Raw genomic sequence first — 17,179 nt, 5'->3', positions numbered from 1 at the left:
TGCGCCGCATGCTCGTCAAATTGCTGCTGCTGGCCACCTTGTTTGCCGTGCTCAGCATCGCCGCCCTGTACAGCTATGGGCGTTTCGCCGAGCGGTCGCTGGGCGCGCCTGGCACGGCCTTGCCCGTGGCGGCAGACGCCACCCTGCTCGACCGCGTGCTGGCGCCGCAACTGGCGCAACGCCCGGGCCACAGCGGCACGGCCCTGATCGACGACAATCTGGAAGCCTTCGCCCTGCGCGCCCTGAGCGCGCGCGAAGCGGGACGCAGCCTCGACCTGCAGTACTACATCTGGCATAACGACGTCACGGGACGGTTGCTGGTGCGCGAACTGCTGCGCGCGGCCGACCGCGGCGTGCGCGTGCGCGTGTTGCTCGACGATATCAACGCGCGCGGCCAGGATGCCGCCATCCTCGCGCTCGACAGCCACCCGCTGATCGACGTGCGCATCTTCAATCCGAGCCGCAACCGCGACGGCATCTGGCTGCGCGCCGTGGAAATGGCCTTGCGCGCCGTCAGCCTGAACCGGCGCATGCACAACAAGGCATGGATCGTCGACAGCAGGGTGGCCCTCGTCGGCGGGCGCAATATCGGCGATGAATACTTTGATGCCGCCGAGCAAGTCAATTTCCAGGATGCGGACTTGCTGCTGGTGGGCCCCGCCGTGCAGCAGACGAGCGATATCTTCGACCGCTTCTGGAACAGCCGCGCCGTCATCCCCATCAGCGCCTTGCACGCCGATAAGAACGCAGGCGCGCCGGAATTGCAGGCTGTGCGCGCCCGCCTCGACGCGCTCACGGGCGAACTGGGCGCCTCGCCCTACCTGCGGCAACTGACGGATACGGGCCAGTTGCAAGCCCACCTCGACGGCCGGATACGCCTGCACTGGAGCGGGCAAGTGCAAGTGCTGTCTGACCCTCCGGAAAAAGCCGCGCCCGTGGCCAGTTTGCAGCGCAGCGAGCACTGGCTCATGCACAGCTTGCTGCCCCTGCTGACGGACGCACGCGAAGAAGCGCTGCTGACCTCACCTTATTTTGTGCCCGGCACGGCGCTGACGCAGACCCTGGCCGAAAAAGTCGCGGCTGGCGTCAAGGTCCAGGTACTGACCAACTCGCTGGCCGCCACCGACGTGGCCCTCGTGCATGCGGGTTATGCGCGCTACCGCCAGGAGCTGCTGGGCGGCGGCATCGAGCTGTATGAATTGAAGACCCTGCACCGCAAGCGCATCAGCCTGATGGGTTCGAGCCGCGCCAGCCTGCATACCAAGGCCGTGGTGGTCGACGGCCAGCGGGGCTTCGTCGGCTCCTTCAACCTCGATCCCCGCTCGGCCCAGCTGAATACGGAGATGGGCGTGCTGTTCAACGACGCCGCACTGGCGGCCGACATGCGCACGCTGTTCCTGCACTCGACGGCTAGCGACACCAGCTATCGTTTGCTCCTCGACAACGGCGCCCTGCGCTGGTCCGACGCCACAGAAGAGCCAGCCAAGGTGTGGACGCACGACCCGGAAGCAGGCATCTGGCGCCGCATGCTGGTGTGCGTGATGCGCTGGCTGCCGATCGAGTCGCAGCTGTAGGCGCGCATGGCATGCAAAAACTTTAAACCTGGCAAGATTGCCATCCAAAAATATTTGTTGTTTTCGAAACATGTTAGATGCCGTTTTGCCAAACACTGCTATAATCGCTTCAACGAGACACCACCGCTGTCTCCGCAATACCTTTCTCGCCCTTCCGCGATTGAATCCAACGTTGGCCAAAAGCTCGCCGACAGACTGCAACACTATCCTGTCACTTTTGGAGCTTTATCATGCGTAAAACATCTATCTTGCTGGCGCTGGCCGCCGCTTCCCTGTGCGTCACTGCTGCCCAGGCCGCCACAACCAACCTGGTCAAGAATGGCGATTTCGAACTGACCAGCAACGGCACCTCGAAACAGCTGAACGAAGGCACCTACGCCCGCGCGGACCGCACCTACCTGAGCGACTGGTCCAGCAAGGGCTATAACTTCGTCTTGAACGGTAACAACATCGACGACACCAACGCCGCGACGGCGCTGGCCTTGTGGGGCCCGAATTCGTATAGCGGTGCGGGACCGAAAAACGGCCTGGGTGTCAGCCCCACGGGCGGCAATGTGCTGGCTGCCGACTGGGATTATTTCCCTGGCCCCGTCACGCAGCTGGTCAGCGGACTGGTGGCCGGCCATGCCTACACCCTGAGTTTTTCGTATGGCGCGGGCCAGCAAGTGGGCTTCCGCGGCGATAACCTCGTCAATTACTGGGACGTTGCGCTGGGCAGCAGCAAGCAGCAGACGGCATCGCTGGCCAACGTCAGCCAGGGCTTCACGGGCTGGCACCAGGCCAGCATGACCTTCACGGCCACGAACAGCAGCGAATTGCTGTCGTTCATGGCCAAGGGCAGCCCGACGGGCGCGCCACCGTTCATGCTGCTCGATGGCGTATCGCTGGTGTCGGCCGTGCCGGAACCATCGACCTGGGGCATGCTGATCGGTGGACTGGGCTTGCTGGGCTTCATGGCGCGCCGCCGCAAGGCTGTTGTTGCAGTCTGAGCCGCCAGCGCGCATAACAGAATCCGGACCAGCCCAGCTTTGTCCGGATTTTTTTTGTTCTTATCTGATGGAATGAAATGAGCCTGCTGCACACCTTGCAAACCCACTTGCCCGGCATCGCCATCGATGTGCTGCGCCTGGTCCTGTGGCTGGTGCTCCTGGCCGTGATTTTCGTGCCGCTCGAGCGCTTCTTTGGCGAGCGTCACGCGGGGCGTTCCCGTACGGAACTGTTCAGTGACCTGGGCTTTTATTTCATCAGCAGTCTGCTACCGGCCGCCTTGCTGGCCGCGCCGCTGGCCCTGATCGCCGTCGCTGGCCAGCGCTTGCTGCCGGATGCCATCCCCGCCGCCCTGTCCGCCCTGCCCCTGTGGGGCAAGATACTGCTGGGCTTGCTGATCGGCGAAGTCGGCACTTACTGGGGCCATCGGCTCAGCCATGAAATTCCATGGCTGTGGCGCCACCATGCCGTGCACCACAGCACGGAACAGCTGTATTTCCTCGCCAATACGCGCACCCATCCAGTCGACATGGTCGTCACGCGCCTGTTCGGCCTGACACCCCTGTATCTGCTGGGCCTGGCCGGCCCAAGTGCGGCAGGCAGCGCCGCCCCCGTGCTGCTGTTGCTGATCGGCACCGTCTGGGGCTTCTTCATCCACGCCAACCTGCGCTGGCGCTTCGGCCCGCTGGAATGGCTGGTGGCCACGCCCGCCTTCCACCACTGGCATCACAGCAAATTCGAGCACATCAACCGCAACTACGCCTCTACCTTACCCGTGCTGGACCGGCTGTTCGGCACATATCACCTGCCGCGCGCCTGGCCGGCCGCCTGCGGCATCGAGGCCGCCATGCCGCAGACGCTGGCGGGGCAACTGGCTGCGCCATTCCGGCGCACTGGCAAGCCGGAAGTCCAGGCTGCGGAATAAAAAAACCCCGCGCGGCCGGTACCACGCGGGGTTTTCTTCTCGTGCTGCGCGGCACCACCACGCAACACGCTTCACAACGACACGCTTACTTTTTCTCGGCTTCGGCCTTCTTCGCGTCGGCAGCAGCCAGTTTGGCTTCCTTCTTCGCCGCCGCTTCCGCAGCCTTGGCTTCTTTCTTGGCGGCCGTTGCCGCTTTCTTCGCGGCAGCGGCTTCCTTCTTCGTTTCGGCAGCCGTTTTCACGGGGGCGGCATCGGCCGCTGCAGCAGCAGGAGCAACGGCTGCTGCAGGCACTACCTTGGCGGCGGCGGCTTCTTTTTTCGCGGCAGCGGCGGCGGCCTTGGCTTCTTTCTTGGCGGCAGCAGCTTCCTTCCTCGTTTCAGCAGCTGTCTTGGCTGGCGCCGCAGCGGTGTCGGTCGCAGCAGCTGGCTTCGGTGCGGCTTCTTTCGCTGCAACTTCCTTCACAGCAGCGTCCTTTTTTGCCGGGGCAGCTTTCGCCGCCGGAGCGGGCGCCGCTGGCGCGCCGGACTTGGCCTGGCCATTCACCTGCAAGCCCGCTTCCGACAGCTTCACGGAACTTTTCGGGCCGATGCCCTTCACGCGTGTTTCGAAATCAGCCCAATCCTTGAAGGCGCCGCCCTTGGCGCGTTCATCGATGATGGCTTTCGACGTGACGGGGCCGATGCCCTTGACGCTGTCGAGTGCCGCCTGATCCGCCTTGTTGACATCGACCTGGGCAAAGGCAAAGCCCATCGTCGCGACCAGGGTGGCGATGGCCAGCAGTATTTTTTTGAACATGGGTATCTCTCCGTAATGTGGTTTCAAGATGACTCGAACGCAAAGGAGGAACAGCGCCTTAACGGCTTTAACGGCTGTGGCGTGATACGGTTGACAAGACGGGACAGCGAAACGGTGGGGAAACCTGCGCCAGATCAAACAGGCCGGCGCAGGTGATACAGCATATTTACTGCGGGAACAGCTCTTCTCGGGTAACGGTGGCCGTGCCCAGCTTGCCGACGACGATGCCGCCGGCGCGGTTGGCCGTGCGCACGGCGTCGCCCAGGCTCATGCCGGCGCCCAGCATGGCCGCCATGGTGGCGATCACCGTGTCGCCGGCGCCCGAGACATCGAACACTTCGCGCGCATCGGTGGGCATGTGCACCACCTCATCGGCCGTGTACAGGCTCATGCCCTCTTCCGAGCGTGTCAGCAGCAAGGCGTCCAGGCCCAGTTGCGCGCGCATCTGCTGCGCGCGCTCCGTGAGCTGCTCTTCCGTGTTCCAGCTGCCGATCACGCGGCGCAGTTCGGATTTATTCGGAGTGAGCACTGACGCACCCGAATAGCGGCTGAAATCATCGCCTTTCGGGTCGACCATGACGATTTTGCCGGCCTTTCTCGCCGCCTTGATCATCTCGGCCACGTTCACCAGGCTGCCTTTGGCGTAATCGGACAGGACCACCACATCGTAGTGCGGCAAGAGGGCATTAAACTGCGCCAGTTTGTCGCGCAGCACCGTATCGCTGGGCGCATCTTCGAAGTCGATGCGCAGCATCTGCTGCTGGCGGCCAATCACGCGCAGCTTGATGATGGTGGAAATGGCCGCATCGCGCTGCAAATAACTGTGGATGCCGCCGCCTTCGAGCAGGCGCTCGACCTGGCTGCCGGCCTCGTCGTCGCCCACCACGCCCAGCAGGCTCGTCTTCGCACCCAGCGCGGCCGCGTTGCGCGCCACGTTGGCCGCGCCGCCCAGGCGCTCTTCGCGCTTCTCGATGCGCACGATGGGCACGGGCGCTTCCGGCGAGATGCGGCTGACATCGCCGAACCAGTAGCGGTCCAGCATCACATCGCCCACCACCAGCAGGCGTACCTGGGCCAATGCGGCCGGCGCCGTCAAGGCGACCACCTCTTGGGCGCTCATGCGCGCGTCAGGATCGAGCGACCGATCCCGTGGTATTCGATGCCATTCTCGGCCATGACGGCCGGCTCGAACAGGTTGCGCCCGTCAAAGATCACGGCCTGCTTCAGGCGCGCCTTGATCTGCTCGAAATCGGGGCTGCGGAAGGCTTTCCATTCGGTCACGATGACCAGCGCATCGGCGTCCTGCAGCGCATCCTTCGGACTGTCGGCAAAGCGCACCTTGGCCAGTTGCTCCGGCGTCAAGTCCAGTTGCAGCACGCGGCGCGCCTCGGCCATGGCGACGGGGTCATACACGGCCACGGTGGCGCCGCGTCCCAGCAGGTCCGCCAGCAGGACACGGGCCGACGCTTCGCGCATGTCATCCGTATTCGGCTTGAAGGCCAGGCCCCACACGGCGAAATGCCGGCCCGTCAGGTCGGCGCCGAAGCGAGTGACCACTTTGCGGCCCAGCACCTGCTTCTGCTGGTCATTGACGGCTTCGACGGCACGCAGGATCAGCAGTTCCTGGCCGTGGCCGCGCGCCGTGCGCTCGAGCGCCTGCACGTCTTTCGGGAAACAGGAACCGCCATAGCCGCAGCCGGCGTACAGGAAGCTGTGGCCGATGCGCGGGTCGGAACCGATGCCGTGGCGCACGGCCTCGATGTCGACGCCCACCTTGTCGGCCAGGTTCGCCAATTCATTCATGAACGAGATGCGCGTGGCCAGCATGGCATTGGCCGCATACTTCGTGAATTCGGCCGAGCGCACATCCATCCAGTAGGTGCGCTCGTGGTTGCGGTTGAACGGCGCATACAGGCTTTTCAGCAATTCGCGCGCGCGCTCGCCGTCCGGCGTCGCATCGACACCGATGACGATGCGGTCGGGGCGCATGAAATCTTCGACGGCAGCGCCTTCCTTGAGGAATTCCGGGTTCGACGCGACCGAAAACGTGGCGGCCACGCCGCGTGCATCGAGTTCGCCCTGGATGGCGGCGCGCACTTTTTCAGCTGTGCCCACGGGCACGGTGGACTTGTCGACGATGACCTTGAAGTCCGTCATGTACTTGCCGATGCCGCGCGCGGCCGCCAGCACATATTGCAGGTCGGCCGAGCCGTCTTCATCGGGCGGCGTGCCGACGGCAATGAATTGCATCACGCCGTGCGCGGCAGCAGCCTCGACGTCGGTGGAAAAGGTCATGCGGCCGGCGGCGCGGTTGCGCGCCACGACTTCTTCCAGGCCAGGTTCATGGATGGGGATGCCGCCGCTGTTGAGCAAGGCGACCTTCTGTCCGTCCAGGTCGAGGCAAAAGACGTCGTTGCCCAGCTCCGCCAGGCAGGCGCCGGTCACGAGGCCAACATAGCCGGTGCCGATAATGGTGATTTTCATGGATGTACCGTATGGATAAAAAGCAGGTCTTACATAGAAGTACACGCCACATTGCTCAGGGCAAGGTGACGTGTACGAATCAGTTCATGACATTGAGTTCTTCTGTGCGGCGTGGTGGGTAAGTCTCCCACTTGTTGCAGCCAGGGCAGTGCCAGTAGAACTGGCGCGCCTTGAAGCCGCAGTGGCTGCACTGATAGCGGGCCAGCTTCTGCGTGTAGCCGTGCACGAGGTTTTTCACCATCGACAGCTCGGACCAGATGGCGGCCGGCGCATCCATCATGCGCGCTTCCAGCAGTTTATCCAGGCCCAGCAAGGTCGGCGTGCGGCGCAGCTCGGCGCTGACCAGCTGCTTCGCCGCTTCCACGCCGTCGAGTTCGATGACGGCCTTGAAGACGACTTCGATCAGGTCGATCGACGACGCCTCTTCCAGGTAGGAGCGCAGCAGGTTGACGCCTTCCTGCGCACGGCCGACCTTGGTATACCCGTCCATCAGGCGCTGCGCCACCAGGGCCACGTGCGGCACGCTTTGCTGCTCCACGCGGCGCCAGGTAGTCAGCGCGCCTTCCACGTCGCCGCGCGCCAGCAGCACGTCGCCCGTCAGGATGGTGGCACGCACGCTCTTGCGGTCCGTCTGCAAGGCTTTTTCCAGCAGCGGCATGGCGTCGTCCGGCTTCATGTGCACGAGGGCGTCATGCGCCAGTTCGCAATAGAACTGGGCGATTTCCTTCTGGCGCGCACCGGCGCCCGATTCCTGCAAGCCCACGGCCGCTTCGATGGCGCGCGGCCATTCCTTTTCGCGCTGGTAGATTTCCAGCAGCGCGCGGCGCGCCTGGGCCGCATATTGCGTGTCGACCAGGCTGTTGAAGGTTTCTTCGGCGCGGTCCAGCAAGCCTGCCTTCAGGTAATCCATGCCCAACTCATAGGCGGCATGGCCCTGCTGTTCCAGCGGCAGGTCCGGGCGCGCCAGCAAATTCTGGTGCACGCGGATGGCGCGTTCCGTTTCGCCGCGGCGGCGGAACAGATTGCCCAGCGCAAAGTGCATATCGGCCGATTCCGGGTCCAGCTTGACGACTTCGATGAAGGCATCGATGGCCTTGTCATGCTGTTCATTGAGCAGGAAATTCAAGCCCCTGAAGTAATTGCGCGGCAGGCTGCGCGATTCGGACACCAGTTGATGAATGTCCACACGCGCGGCAATCCAGCCCAGCGCGAAAAACACCGGGATACCCAAGAGCCACCAGAGTTCAAAATCCATGCGATTGTTTTTATTCGAGTAAGAGAGATAGGAGCGATGGCGCCGCTTACTGCGCGCTCACGCTGTCCGGTTGCGGCTGGACATTGCTGGCCACGCCAACGGTCTGCAGCGCGGCAATGGTGGTTTTTTGCTTGGTCGCTTCGCGGCGGTGACGGAACACGGTCGGCGTCAGGGCCAGTACGCCCAGGCTGGCGCCAGCGACAAAAAAGCCCAGCAGCATCAAGACCAGGGGGCCGCGAATTTCATAATTGAGGAATACATGCAAGTCGACAACCTGCGCATTCTTCAGCGCAAAACTGAAGAACAGGACGAAAAGAACACAGCCAACGATGGTGGAGATGATTTTCATCGATAGGTCCAGAGTGAACAAAAAAAATGCCCGTGCCACATGACACAAACGTAGAGCGCTGATCAAACCGTAGCGAGCGTCAGCGAGGCTCGGCGCCCCCTTTGGTCCGAGAAGCGCAACCGTACTGAAGTACGGTGAGCATCGCAGGCCGCAAAGCGCGACGCGCAGTAGCTGATGTCAGGCATTCTCAGCATATTAACAAAAAAAAGCGGCATCCAAGGACGCCGCTTTCTATGTCGCCTTCCAGCAGACGATTAATCCTCGATAATCGGTTGCCCGACCATCGCGTCCACCCGCTCGCGCAACTGTTTGCCCGGCTTGAAGTGGGGTACCCGTTTTTCGGGAACCATCACCTTGTCGCCGGACTTCGGGTTGCGGCCGATGCGCGGGGGCCTGCTGTTCAGGGCAAAACTGCCAAAACCGCGGATCTCGATACGCTGACCGGTCGCCAGGGCGTTGGTCATCGCATCGAGAATGGTCTTGACGGCATACTCCGCATCTTTCGCCACCAGCTGAGAATAACGCTCAGCGAGGCGGTTGATCAGCTCGGACTTTGTCATCTGCCGTATCCGCAGTCTTAGTTCTTGTTATCGAACTTAGCTTTCAACAAGGCGCCCAGGCTGGTGGTGCCCGAAGCTGCGTTGTTGTCGGTAGCTGCCATTTTTTGCATAGCTTCCTGGGTTTCAACGTTGTCTTTCGCTTTGATCGACAGTTGGATACCACGGGCTTTGCGGTCGATGTTCAACACCATTGCTTCGACGGTGTCGCCGACTTTCAGGTGCGTACCAGCATCTTCAACGCGGTCGCGCGAGATTTCGGAAGCGCGCAGGTAGCCTTCAACTTCTTCGGACAGTTGGATCACGGCGCCTTTAGGCTCAACCGATTTAACGGTACCGGTTACCAGCGAGCCTTTGTCGTTCATGGCTGCGAAGTTGTTGAATGGGTCACCTTCCAGTTGCTTGACGCCCAGGGAAACGCGCTCGCGCTCAACGTCGATGGCCAGAACGATGGCTTCCAATTCGTCACCTTTCTTGAAGCGACGCACGGCTTCTTCGCCGGTTTCGGTCCAGGACAGGTCGGACAGGTGCACCAGACCGTCGATGTTGCCGGCCAGGCCGATGAACACGCCGAAGTCGGTGATCGATTTGATCGCGCCGCGGACTTTGTCACCTTTCTTATGGGTAACACCGAAGTCGTCCCATGGATTGGCTTTGCACTGTTTCATGCCCAGCGAAATACGACGACGCTCTTCGTCGATTTCCAGAACCATCACTTCTACTTCGTCGCCCAGTTGGACAACTTTGTTAGGAGCAACGTTTTTGTTCGTCCAGTCCATTTCGGAAACGTGTACCAGACCTTCGATACCCTGTTCCACTTCAACGAACGCGCCGTAGTCGGTCAGGTTCGTTACTTTACCGAACAGACGGGTGCTTTGTGGGTAACGACGGGACAGACCGGTCCAAGGATCGTCGCCCAGTTGTTTCACGCCCAGCGAAACACGGTTTTTCTCTTGATCGTATTTCAGGACTTTGGCGGTGATTTCCTGGCCAACCGTCAGTACTTCCGACGGGTGACGTACACGGCGCCATGCCAGGTCGGTGATGTGCAGCAGGCCATCGATACCGCCCAGATCCACGAACGCGCCGTAGTCGGTGATATTTTTGACGACGCCGGTCACGACCGTGCCTTCTTTCAGCGTTTCCATCAGTTTCTGACGCTCTTCGCCCATCGAAGCTTCGATGACGGCGCGGCGGGACAGAACCACGTTGTTACGCTTGCGATCCAGCTTGATCACCTTGAATTCGAGGGTTTTGCCTTCGAATGGGGTGGTGTCTTTGACAGGACGGGTATCAACCAGCGAGCCCGGCAGGAATGCGCGGATGCCGTTGGTCAACACGGTCAGACCGCCTTTGACTTTACCATTGACGGTACCGACGACGATTTCGCCCGATTCCATCGCTTTTTCCAGAGCCAGCCACGAAGCCAGACGCTTGGCTTTATCGCGCGACAGGATGGTATCGCCGAAACCGTTTTCCAGCGATTCGATCGCCACGGAAACGAAGTCACCAACTTTGACTTCCAGTTCGCCGTGGTCGTTCTTGAATTCTTCGACAGGGATGAATGCTTCGGATTTGAGGCCAGCGTTCACGATCACGAAATTGTGGTCGAGGCGCACGACTTCAGCGGAAATAACTTCGCCGGAGCGCATATCTTGACGCGACAACGATTCCTCGAAGAGCGCAGCAAAACTTTCCATACCGGTAGATTCGTTAGTTGTAACAGTAGACATAGGGTTCACACAGGTTATCCAGCAGAGATCGCACGATGCGACTTAAACTGGGTTAGGTTTTTGACACACCCGGACAGGCCAGGAGCCGTCAACGGGCACCACATAGCATGCACTACACATCTAATACACGCTATTTTGCTGCTTATTTTGCAACTGCGGCATACCATTTCAACACGGTTTCGACAGCTTCATCAGCTGTCATGGCCGAGGTATCGAGGACATGCGCCCCTTCCGCGGGGACCAGCGGCGCAATCGCACGGTGAGTATCACGTTCGTCCCGCGCCTGCAAATCCATCAGAAGGTCTTCCATATTAGCAGAAAAACCCTTGTCTATCAATTGCTTGTAGCGCCGTTGCGCGCGCGCCTCGACGCTGGCCGTCAGGAAGACCTTCAATTGCGCATGCGGGAAGATCACCGTGCCCATGTCGCGCCCGTCGGCCACCAGGCCCGGCGTCTTGCGAAAGCCCAGCTGCAAGCCCACGAGGGCATGGCGCACCGTTGGCAATACGGCAATCTTCGACGCCGTATTGCCCACCTCTTCGGCACGGATCTGCTCGGTGACGTTTTCATGCGCCAGCAGGATCTCGCCGCCCGCAAAATGGCAGGGCAAGTGTTCGGCCAGCTTGGCCAGCGCGTGCTCGTCGCGCAAGTCCGTGCCGCGGCGCAGCGCGCTCAAGGCCGTCAGGCGGTACAGCGCGCCCGAGTCCAGGTAATGAAAGCCCAGCTTGTCGGCCACGCGGTGCGCCACCGTGCCCTTGCCGGAAGCGGTGGGGCCGTCGATGGCGATGACTGGGATGTGGGAGGTCGGCATAGTATGAGCAATCAATTAAATCAGGGTGTCTTTTGCAATCCCCGCAAACGCGGCGAAATACTCGGGGAAGGTCTTGGCCACGCATTTCGGGTCGTTGATGCGCATCTCATTGCCGCGGCGCGCGGCGCCGTCCAGCGAGGCGAGCGAGAAGCACATGGCCATGCGGTGGTCGTCATACGTGTCGATGGTGGCGGCAAGAATCTCGGCCGGCGGCGTCACGCGCAGGTAATCGGCGCCCTCTTCCACTTCCGCGCCGAGTTTACGCAATTCCGTCGCCATGGCGGCCAGGCGGTCCGTTTCCTTCACCCTCCAGCTGGCGATATTGCGCAAAGTGCTGGTGCCGTCCGCGTACAGGGCAGCCACGGCGATCGTCATGGCCGCGTCGGGAATATGGTTGAAATCCATGTCGACGGCTTTCAGCACGCCGTTGGAACGGGCTTCGATCCAGTTCTCGCCCATGGTGATGGTCGCGCCCATCTGCTGCAAGGCTTCGACGAAGCGCACGTCGCCCTGGATGCTGTCGCGCCCCACGCCTTCCACGCGCACGGGACCGCCGCCGATGGCGCCAGCCGCCAGGAAATACGAGGCCGACGACGCATCGCCTTCCACGTGGATCGTGCCCGGGCTTTGATATTGCTGGCCCGGCTGCACGGTGAACGACTGCCAGCCGTCATGCTCGACCGTCACGCCGAAACGGCGCATCAGGTTCAGCGTAATCTCGATGTACGGCTTCGAAATCAGCTCGCCCGTCACGTCGATGGTGACAGCATGGTCGCGCGCCATCAGCGGCGCCACCATCAGCAAGGCCGTCAAAAACTGGCTCGACACGTTGCCGCGCACGGCGATGCGCTGCGCGTGGATGTGGCCACGGCGGATGCGCAACGGCGGGAAGCCCTGCTCGCCCGTGTATTCGATCTGCGTACCGACGGCGTTCAGCGCGTCGACCAGGTCGCCGATGGGGCGCTCGTGCATGCGCGATACGCCATGCAGGGTATAGTCGCCGCCGATCACGGCCAGCGCCGCCGTCAGCGGGCGGATCGCCGTGCCGGCGTTCCCCATGAACAGGTCCGCCTCGTGGTGCGGGAACACGCCGCCGCAGCCTTCCACGTGGTGGATCTGATGCGCCGTGGCCGGATCGCCCGTCAGCTCGTCCTGCGTCCATTTCACGCCCAGCGACGTCAATGCCGTCAGCATGACGAAGGTGTCGTCGGAGGCGAGCAGGTCGACGATCTTCGTCGTGCCCTTGGCCAGCGCGGCCAGCAGCAGCACGCGATTGGAAATGCTTTTCGAGCCGGGCAAGCGCACCGTGCCTTCGGCATGCATCACCGGCTTCAAATCGATATGGTGGGGGTAGTGCTTGGTCTGGGTCATGCTGGAATCCTTGAGTATTTATCGTGAGGGCGAGGCTGGTACTTCCGCCGTTTCAATCGCCTCGATCCATTGCTGCCGCGCGTGCTGGGCGTTCGCATACACGCCTTCGATGGCGGCGCCATCATTCGCGGCCAGATGGGCGCGCAAGGTCGTCAACTGCGCCAGGTAGGCATCCAGTTCGTGCAGCAGCGCCGGCTGGTTGGCCAGGCTGATGTCGCGCCACATTTCCGGCGATGAGCCAGCGATGCGCGTAAAGTCGCGAAAGCCGCTGGCCGCGTATTGGAACAGCAGGCCCGCGTGCGGTTTGTTGGCGATGTCGTCGACCAGCGCAAAGGCCAGCAGATGCGGCAGATGGCTGACGGCGGCAAACACCTTGTCATGTTCTTCGGGGCTCAAAGTGTGCAGGATGGCGCCGCAGGCGCGCCACGCGGCCGCCACGCGCGCCACGTCGGCCACGGCGTTTTCCGCCAGCGGCGTGAGCACCACTTTCTTGCCCTGATACAGATCGATAATGGCCGCGTCGGGGCCATTCGTCTCGCGTCCCGCGATCGGGTGGCCGGGCACGAATTGCCCGACTTTTCCACCCAGCGCCGCGCGCGCGGCCGCCACCACGTCGCTCTTCGTGCTGCCCGCATCGGTGACGATGGTGCCCGGCTGCAGGTGCGGCGCGATGGCTGCCAGGATGGCGCCCGTTTGCGCCACGGGCGCGGCCAGCAGCACCAGATCGGCGCCATGCAAGGCTTGCGCCATGTCGCCGCCGATTTCATCGATGATGCCCAGTTCGAGCGCGCGCACCATCGACGCCTGCGAGCGGCCCATGCCGACCACGGTGGCCGCCACGCCCGCATGTTTCAGGGCGCGCGCGAACGAACCGCCGATCAGGCCTACGCCAAAGATGACTACCTTGTTCAGTGCAGGCGTCGTCATATCGTCAGGCCAGCGCTTTCGTCAGCGCGGCGATGAAGATGGCGTTTTCCTGCGGCAGGCCGATGGAAATGCGCAGCCATTGCGGCAAGCCATAGCTGCCCACGGGACGCACGATCACGCCCTGCTTGAGCAGCGCCAGGTTCACGCGCGCGCCGGCGCCATCGTCGTCGCCCACCTTGACCAGCACGAAATTGCCGTGCGACGGCACGTATTCCAGGCCCAGTTGCGTAAACGCTTCCGTAAACTGCTGGTAGCCGGCCGCGTTGTTGCGCGCGCTTTGCTCGAGGAAGGCCTTGTCGTTCAGGGCGGCAATCGCGGCCGCCTGCGCCAGCGAGTTGACGTTGAACGGCTGGCGGATGCGGTTCATCAGGTCCGTCAGCACAGGCTGGGCGATGGCGAAGCCGATGCGCAGGCCGGCCAGGCCGTAGGCCTTCGACAGGGTGCGCGAGACCACCAGGTTCGGATACTGGCGCACCCACGCCGTCGACTCGTACTGGTCGTCGGCCGACAGGAATTCGTTGTAGGCCTCGTCCAGCACGACGACCACATGCGCCGGCACTTTCTGCAGGAAGGCTTCGAGCTGCGCCGCCGTCAGGAAGGTGCCGGTCGGGTTATTCGGGTTGGCGATGAAAACCAGACGCGTGTCGTCGGCAATCGCCGCCGCCATGGCGTCCAGGTCATGGCCGTAGGCTTGCGCCGGGACGACGATGTGGCGCGCGCCCAGGCCTTGCGTGGCCAGCGCGTACACGGCGAACGAATACTGCGAGTACACGACGGATTCGCCATGCTGCACGAAGGCGTGCGCGGCGATTTCCAGGATGTCGTTGCTGCCATTGCCCAGGGTGATCCAGTCGGCCGGCACGTCATAGCGCTTCGACAGCACGGCTTTCAAGTCAAAGCCGTTGGCGTCCGGGTAGCGGCCCAGGTCATCGATGGCGGCGATCATCGCCTGCTTGGCCGATTCCGGCATGCCGTACGGGTTTTCATTCGACGCCAGCTTGACGATGGCTGCCTCGTCGAGGCCGAATTCGCGCGCGACTTCCGCGATCGGTTTGCCGCTCTGGTAAGGGGCGATGGCGCGGACGTATTCTGGACCGATATTTTTAGACATGGTGTTCTTTAAAAAAGTGGGTGATTGTAAGAATAGCTACAGTTTCACAGGCTGACCGGATACGACCCCAGCACCTTGAAAAACGCCGCATTGCTTTGCAGCTCGGCCAGCGCCTGGGCGACGGCCGCGTCGTGCACGTGGCCTTCCACATCGACATAGAAATAATACTCCCAGCTGCCCATGCGCGCCGGGCGCGACTCGAAGCGCGTCATCGACACGCCGTGTTTCGCCAGGGGCGCCAGCAACTGGTACACGGCGCCCGCCTTGTTCGGCACGGCCAGCACCAGCGACGTCTGGTCCTTGCCCGACGGCGCCGTCTGCAAGGTGCCCACGACGGCAAAGCGCGTGCGGTTGTGCGGGTCGTCCTGGATATGGCCCTTGACCACGCCCAGCTTGTACTGCGCGCCGGCCAGTTCGCTGGCAATCGCGGCCACCGTGCCATCTTCGCCGGCCATGCGGGCCGCCTCGGCGTTCGATGCCACGGCGTGGCGCGCGACGTGCGGATAATTCTGGTTCAGCCACACCTGGCACTGCGCCAGCGCCTGCGAATGGGCGCAGATCGCGGTGACGCCATCCATGTTGCCGCTCTTCGTCATCAGGCTGTGGTGCACGGCGATCGCCACCTCGCCGCTGATGATGAGGCTCGTCTGCAGCATCATGTCGAGGGTGCGGTTGACGGCGCCTTCCGAGGAATTCTCGATCGGCACCACGCCGAAGTCTGCCGTTCCCGCTTCGGCGGAACGGAACACTTCATCGATGGATGCGCACGGCAAGCCTTCGACGGCGCTGCCGAACTGCTGGTACACGGCCTGTTCGCTGAAGGTGCCGGCCGGGCCCAGATACGCCACGGTGACCCGCTTTTCCAGCGAGCGGCAGGACGACATGATTTCGCGGAAGATGGTCTGTACTTCGCGGTCGCCCATGGGGCCGGGATTGCGCTCGGCCACGCCGCGCAGCACCTGCGCCTCGCGCTCGGGACGGAATACGGGCGCCTGCGTCTCGGCCTTCACATGGCCCACTTGCTGGGCGATTTGCGCGCGGCGGTTCAGCAGCTCGAGGATTTGCGCGTCGATCGCATCGATCTGTTCGCGCAGCGGTTTCAATTTATCGGTCATGGTGGTTTGTTTCGTCAGCTGTACTTCAATCATGGCCGCGCGGCCTGCGCCGGCGGCGGGCCGGCGCGGTCGTCTAGGCGACTCAGCGTCCGGCAAACTCGTTCAAATAGTTGACCAGGGCTTGCACGCCCTCGATCGGCATCGCGTTATAGATCGATGCACGCATGCCGCCGACGGACTTGTGGCCCTTCAGTTGCAGCAGGCCGCGCTGCTTGGCGCCGGCCAGGAATGCATCGTTCAGACTTTCGTCGCGCAGATAGAACGGGATGGTCATGCGCGAGCGGTATGCGGGGTCGACCCGGTTCTGGTAAAAGTCGTCCGCATCGAGCGCCGCGTACAGCAGCGCCGCTTTCTCAATATTACGCTGTTCCATGGCTGCAACGCCACCCTGGCGTTTGAGCCACTGGAAAACCAGGCCGGCGATATAGATGCCGTAGGTGGGCGGCGTGTTGTACATCGACTCATGTTCGGCAACGATGGTCCAGTCGAAGGCCGACGGGCAGATCGGCAAGGCCTTGCCCAGCAAGTCTTCGCGCACGATGACCAGGGTCAGGCCGGCCGGGCCGATATTTTTCTGCGCGCCGCCGAAGATGACGCCATATTGCGACACGTCGATCACGCGCGACAGAATGTGCGAGGACATGTCTGCCACGATGGTGGTCCCTGCCGGCACGTCTGGCGCCTGCTGGAATTCCACACCGTCGATGGTTTCATTGGTGCAGATGTGCAGGTAGGCGGCGCCTGGCGTCAGCTTCCATTCGGAGACTGGCGGCACGCCCGTGAAACGGGCAGCCTTGGACGACGCGGCCACGTTGACGTTCGCATACTTGGCCGCTTCCTGGATCGACTTGCCCGACCACGAACCCGTGTGCACGAAGTCCACGGTGGCCGGCTGCTGCGCGGCCAGGCCCGCCAGGTTCATCGGGATGATGGCGTTCTCGCCCAGTCCACCGCCCTGCAGGAACAGGATTTTGTAGTTCGCGGGCACGGCCAGCAGCTCGCGCAGGTCGGCCACTGCCTGCTTGTAGATGGAAATGAATTCGGGACCACGGTGGCTCATTTCCATCACCGACATGCCACTGCCATGCCAGTCCTGCATCTCGGCGGCCGCTTGCGCCAGCACTTCCTTGGGCAGGACGGCGGGGCCGGCGGAGAAGTTGTAGATATGGGTCACGATACGGTCC

General features: G+C 62.5%; 16 protein-coding genes. 3 read left to right on the top strand and 13 right to left on the bottom strand.

Annotated features, from left to right (window positions below; translation table 11 throughout):
• Positions 1-8 precede the first annotated feature (8 nt).
• The 3 genes from JAB1_RS26845 (at position 9) to JAB1_RS26835 (ending at position 3,486) form a co-directional block, all read left to right on the top strand.
• On the top strand, positions 9-1,574 hold the full coding sequence (locus tag JAB1_RS26845) for a phospholipase D family protein (protein ID WP_070282651.1): 1,566 nt from the start codon (positions 9-11) through the stop codon (positions 1,572-1,574).
• A gap of 230 nt (positions 1,575-1,804) precedes the next feature.
• Positions 1,805-2,563 carry a PEPxxWA-CTERM sorting domain-containing protein gene (locus tag JAB1_RS26840; protein WP_070282647.1) on the top strand — a complete coding sequence of 253 codons (759 nt, stop codon included), beginning with the start codon at positions 1,805-1,807 and terminating at the stop codon, positions 2,561-2,563.
• 77 nt (positions 2,564-2,640) lie between these two features.
• Positions 2,641-3,486 (top strand): sterol desaturase family protein, encoded by an 846-nt coding sequence (locus JAB1_RS26835; protein WP_070282645.1) that lies wholly within the window; start codon positions 2,641-2,643, stop codon positions 3,484-3,486.
• 85 nt (positions 3,487-3,571) lie between these two features.
• On the opposite strand, the gene JAB1_RS26830 is transcribed toward JAB1_RS26835, so the two are convergent.
• The 13 genes from JAB1_RS26830 to serC form a co-directional block, all read right to left on the bottom strand.
• Complete coding sequence (locus JAB1_RS26830) at positions 3,572-4,282, bottom strand: helix-hairpin-helix domain-containing protein (RefSeq protein ID WP_070282643.1); 711 nt, start codon at positions 4,280-4,282, stop codon at positions 3,572-3,574.
• 166 nt (positions 4,283-4,448) lie between these two features.
• Entirely contained in the window at positions 4,449-5,402 is a 954-nt protein-coding gene (gene rfaE1, locus JAB1_RS26825; RefSeq protein WP_052140095.1) for a D-glycero-beta-D-manno-heptose-7-phosphate kinase, read from the bottom strand.
• Complete coding sequence (locus tag JAB1_RS26820; RefSeq protein ID WP_070282641.1) at positions 5,399-6,766, bottom strand: UDP-glucose/GDP-mannose dehydrogenase family protein; 1,368 nt, start codon at positions 6,764-6,766, stop codon at positions 5,399-5,401. The genes rfaE1 and JAB1_RS26820 overlap by 4 nt, the downstream gene beginning before the upstream one ends.
• A gap of 79 nt (positions 6,767-6,845) precedes the next feature.
• Positions 6,846-8,021, bottom strand: coding sequence for a lipopolysaccharide assembly protein LapB (gene lapB / locus JAB1_RS26815; protein ID WP_070282639.1), 1,176 nt, complete (start codon positions 8,019-8,021; stop codon positions 6,846-6,848).
• Between the two features lie 46 nt (positions 8,022-8,067).
• The gene (locus JAB1_RS26810; protein ID WP_034751796.1) at positions 8,068-8,370 is read right to left on the bottom strand and encodes a LapA family protein; all 303 of its coding nucleotides are present in this window, start codon (positions 8,368-8,370) and stop codon (positions 8,068-8,070) included.
• Positions 8,371-8,624: 254 nt separating this feature from the next.
• Complete coding sequence (locus JAB1_RS26805; RefSeq protein WP_008446215.1) at positions 8,625-8,930, bottom strand: integration host factor subunit beta; 306 nt, start codon at positions 8,928-8,930, stop codon at positions 8,625-8,627.
• Positions 8,931-8,947: 17 nt separating this feature from the next.
• On the bottom strand, positions 8,948-10,660 hold the full coding sequence (gene rpsA, locus JAB1_RS26800) for a 30S ribosomal protein S1 (RefSeq protein WP_071650172.1): 1,713 nt from the start codon (positions 10,658-10,660) through the stop codon (positions 8,948-8,950).
• A gap of 142 nt (positions 10,661-10,802) precedes the next feature.
• Positions 10,803-11,471, bottom strand: a complete 669-nt coding sequence (gene cmk, locus JAB1_RS26795; protein WP_070257574.1) for a (d)CMP kinase — start codon at positions 11,469-11,471, stop codon at positions 10,803-10,805.
• A 15-nt stretch (positions 11,472-11,486) separates the two neighbouring features.
• Positions 11,487-12,842, bottom strand: a complete 1,356-nt coding sequence (gene aroA, locus JAB1_RS26790) for a 3-phosphoshikimate 1-carboxyvinyltransferase (protein WP_070282638.1) — start codon at positions 12,840-12,842, stop codon at positions 11,487-11,489.
• Positions 12,843-12,860: 18 nt separating this feature from the next.
• Positions 12,861-13,769 (bottom strand): prephenate dehydrogenase/arogenate dehydrogenase family protein, encoded by a 909-nt coding sequence (locus JAB1_RS26785; protein WP_175445122.1) that lies wholly within the window; start codon positions 13,767-13,769, stop codon positions 12,861-12,863.
• A 4-nt stretch (positions 13,770-13,773) separates the two neighbouring features.
• Entirely contained in the window at positions 13,774-14,880 is a 1,107-nt protein-coding gene (hisC, locus tag JAB1_RS26780) for a histidinol-phosphate transaminase (protein ID WP_034782010.1), read from the bottom strand.
• Positions 14,881-14,924: 44 nt separating this feature from the next.
• A complete protein-coding gene (gene pheA / locus JAB1_RS26775) occupies positions 14,925-15,995 on the bottom strand; it encodes a prephenate dehydratase (RefSeq protein WP_070282825.1) in 1,071 nt (356 codons plus the stop codon).
• An 82-nt stretch (positions 15,996-16,077) separates the two neighbouring features.
• Positions 16,078-17,169: a 3-phosphoserine/phosphohydroxythreonine transaminase gene (gene serC, locus JAB1_RS26770; RefSeq protein WP_034782008.1), complete on the bottom strand. Its 1,092-nt coding sequence runs from the start codon at positions 17,167-17,169 to the stop codon at positions 16,078-16,080.
• Positions 17,170-17,179: the final 10 nt, after the last annotated feature.

The organism is Janthinobacterium sp. MP5059B (genome assembly GCF_001758645.1).
Classification (GTDB): domain Bacteria; phylum Pseudomonadota; class Gammaproteobacteria; order Burkholderiales; family Burkholderiaceae_D; genus Janthinobacterium; species Janthinobacterium lividum.
This window is presented reverse-complemented; position numbering and strand designations above follow the sequence as displayed.

Bases quoted from the DNA above. Each gene is read 5' to 3' on its own strand.
- rfaE1 (WP_052140095.1), bottom strand. From the start codon at position 5,402: ATGAGCGCCCAAGAGGTGGTCGCCTTGACGGCGCCGGCCGCATTGGCC.
- hisC (WP_034782010.1), bottom strand. From the start codon at position 14,880: ATGTCTAAAAATATCGGTCCAGAATACGTCCGCGCCATCGCCCCTTAC.
- JAB1_RS26810 (WP_034751796.1), bottom strand. From the start codon at position 8,370: ATGAAAATCATCTCCACCATCGTTGGCTGTGTTCTTTTCGTCCTGTTC.
- JAB1_RS26845 (WP_070282651.1), top strand. From the start codon at position 9: ATGCTCGTCAAATTGCTGCTGCTGGCCACCTTGTTTGCCGTGCTCAGC.
- JAB1_RS26830 (WP_070282643.1), bottom strand. From the start codon at position 4,282: ATGTTCAAAAAAATACTGCTGGCCATCGCCACCCTGGTCGCGACGATG.
- JAB1_RS26835 (WP_070282645.1), top strand. From the start codon at position 2,641: ATGAGCCTGCTGCACACCTTGCAAACCCACTTGCCCGGCATCGCCATC.
- JAB1_RS26805 (WP_008446215.1), bottom strand. From the start codon at position 8,930: ATGACAAAGTCCGAGCTGATCAACCGCCTCGCTGAGCGTTATTCTCAG.
- aroA (WP_070282638.1), bottom strand. From the start codon at position 12,842: ATGACCCAGACCAAGCACTACCCCCACCATATCGATTTGAAGCCGGTG.
- JAB1_RS26820 (WP_070282641.1), bottom strand. From the start codon at position 6,766: ATGAAAATCACCATTATCGGCACCGGCTATGTTGGCCTCGTGACCGGC.
- pheA (WP_070282825.1), bottom strand. From the start codon at position 15,995: ATGACCGATAAATTGAAACCGCTGCGCGAACAGATCGATGCGATCGAC.
- rpsA (WP_071650172.1), bottom strand. From the start codon at position 10,660: ATGTCTACTGTTACAACTAACGAATCTACCGGTATGGAAAGTTTTGCT.
- lapB (WP_070282639.1), bottom strand. From the start codon at position 8,021: ATGGATTTTGAACTCTGGTGGCTCTTGGGTATCCCGGTGTTTTTCGCG.
- cmk (WP_070257574.1), bottom strand. From the start codon at position 11,471: ATGCCGACCTCCCACATCCCAGTCATCGCCATCGACGGCCCCACCGCT.
- JAB1_RS26840 (WP_070282647.1), top strand. From the start codon at position 1,805: ATGCGTAAAACATCTATCTTGCTGGCGCTGGCCGCCGCTTCCCTGTGC.
- JAB1_RS26785 (WP_175445122.1), bottom strand. From the start codon at position 13,769: ATGACGACGCCTGCACTGAACAAGGTAGTCATCTTTGGCGTAGGCCTG.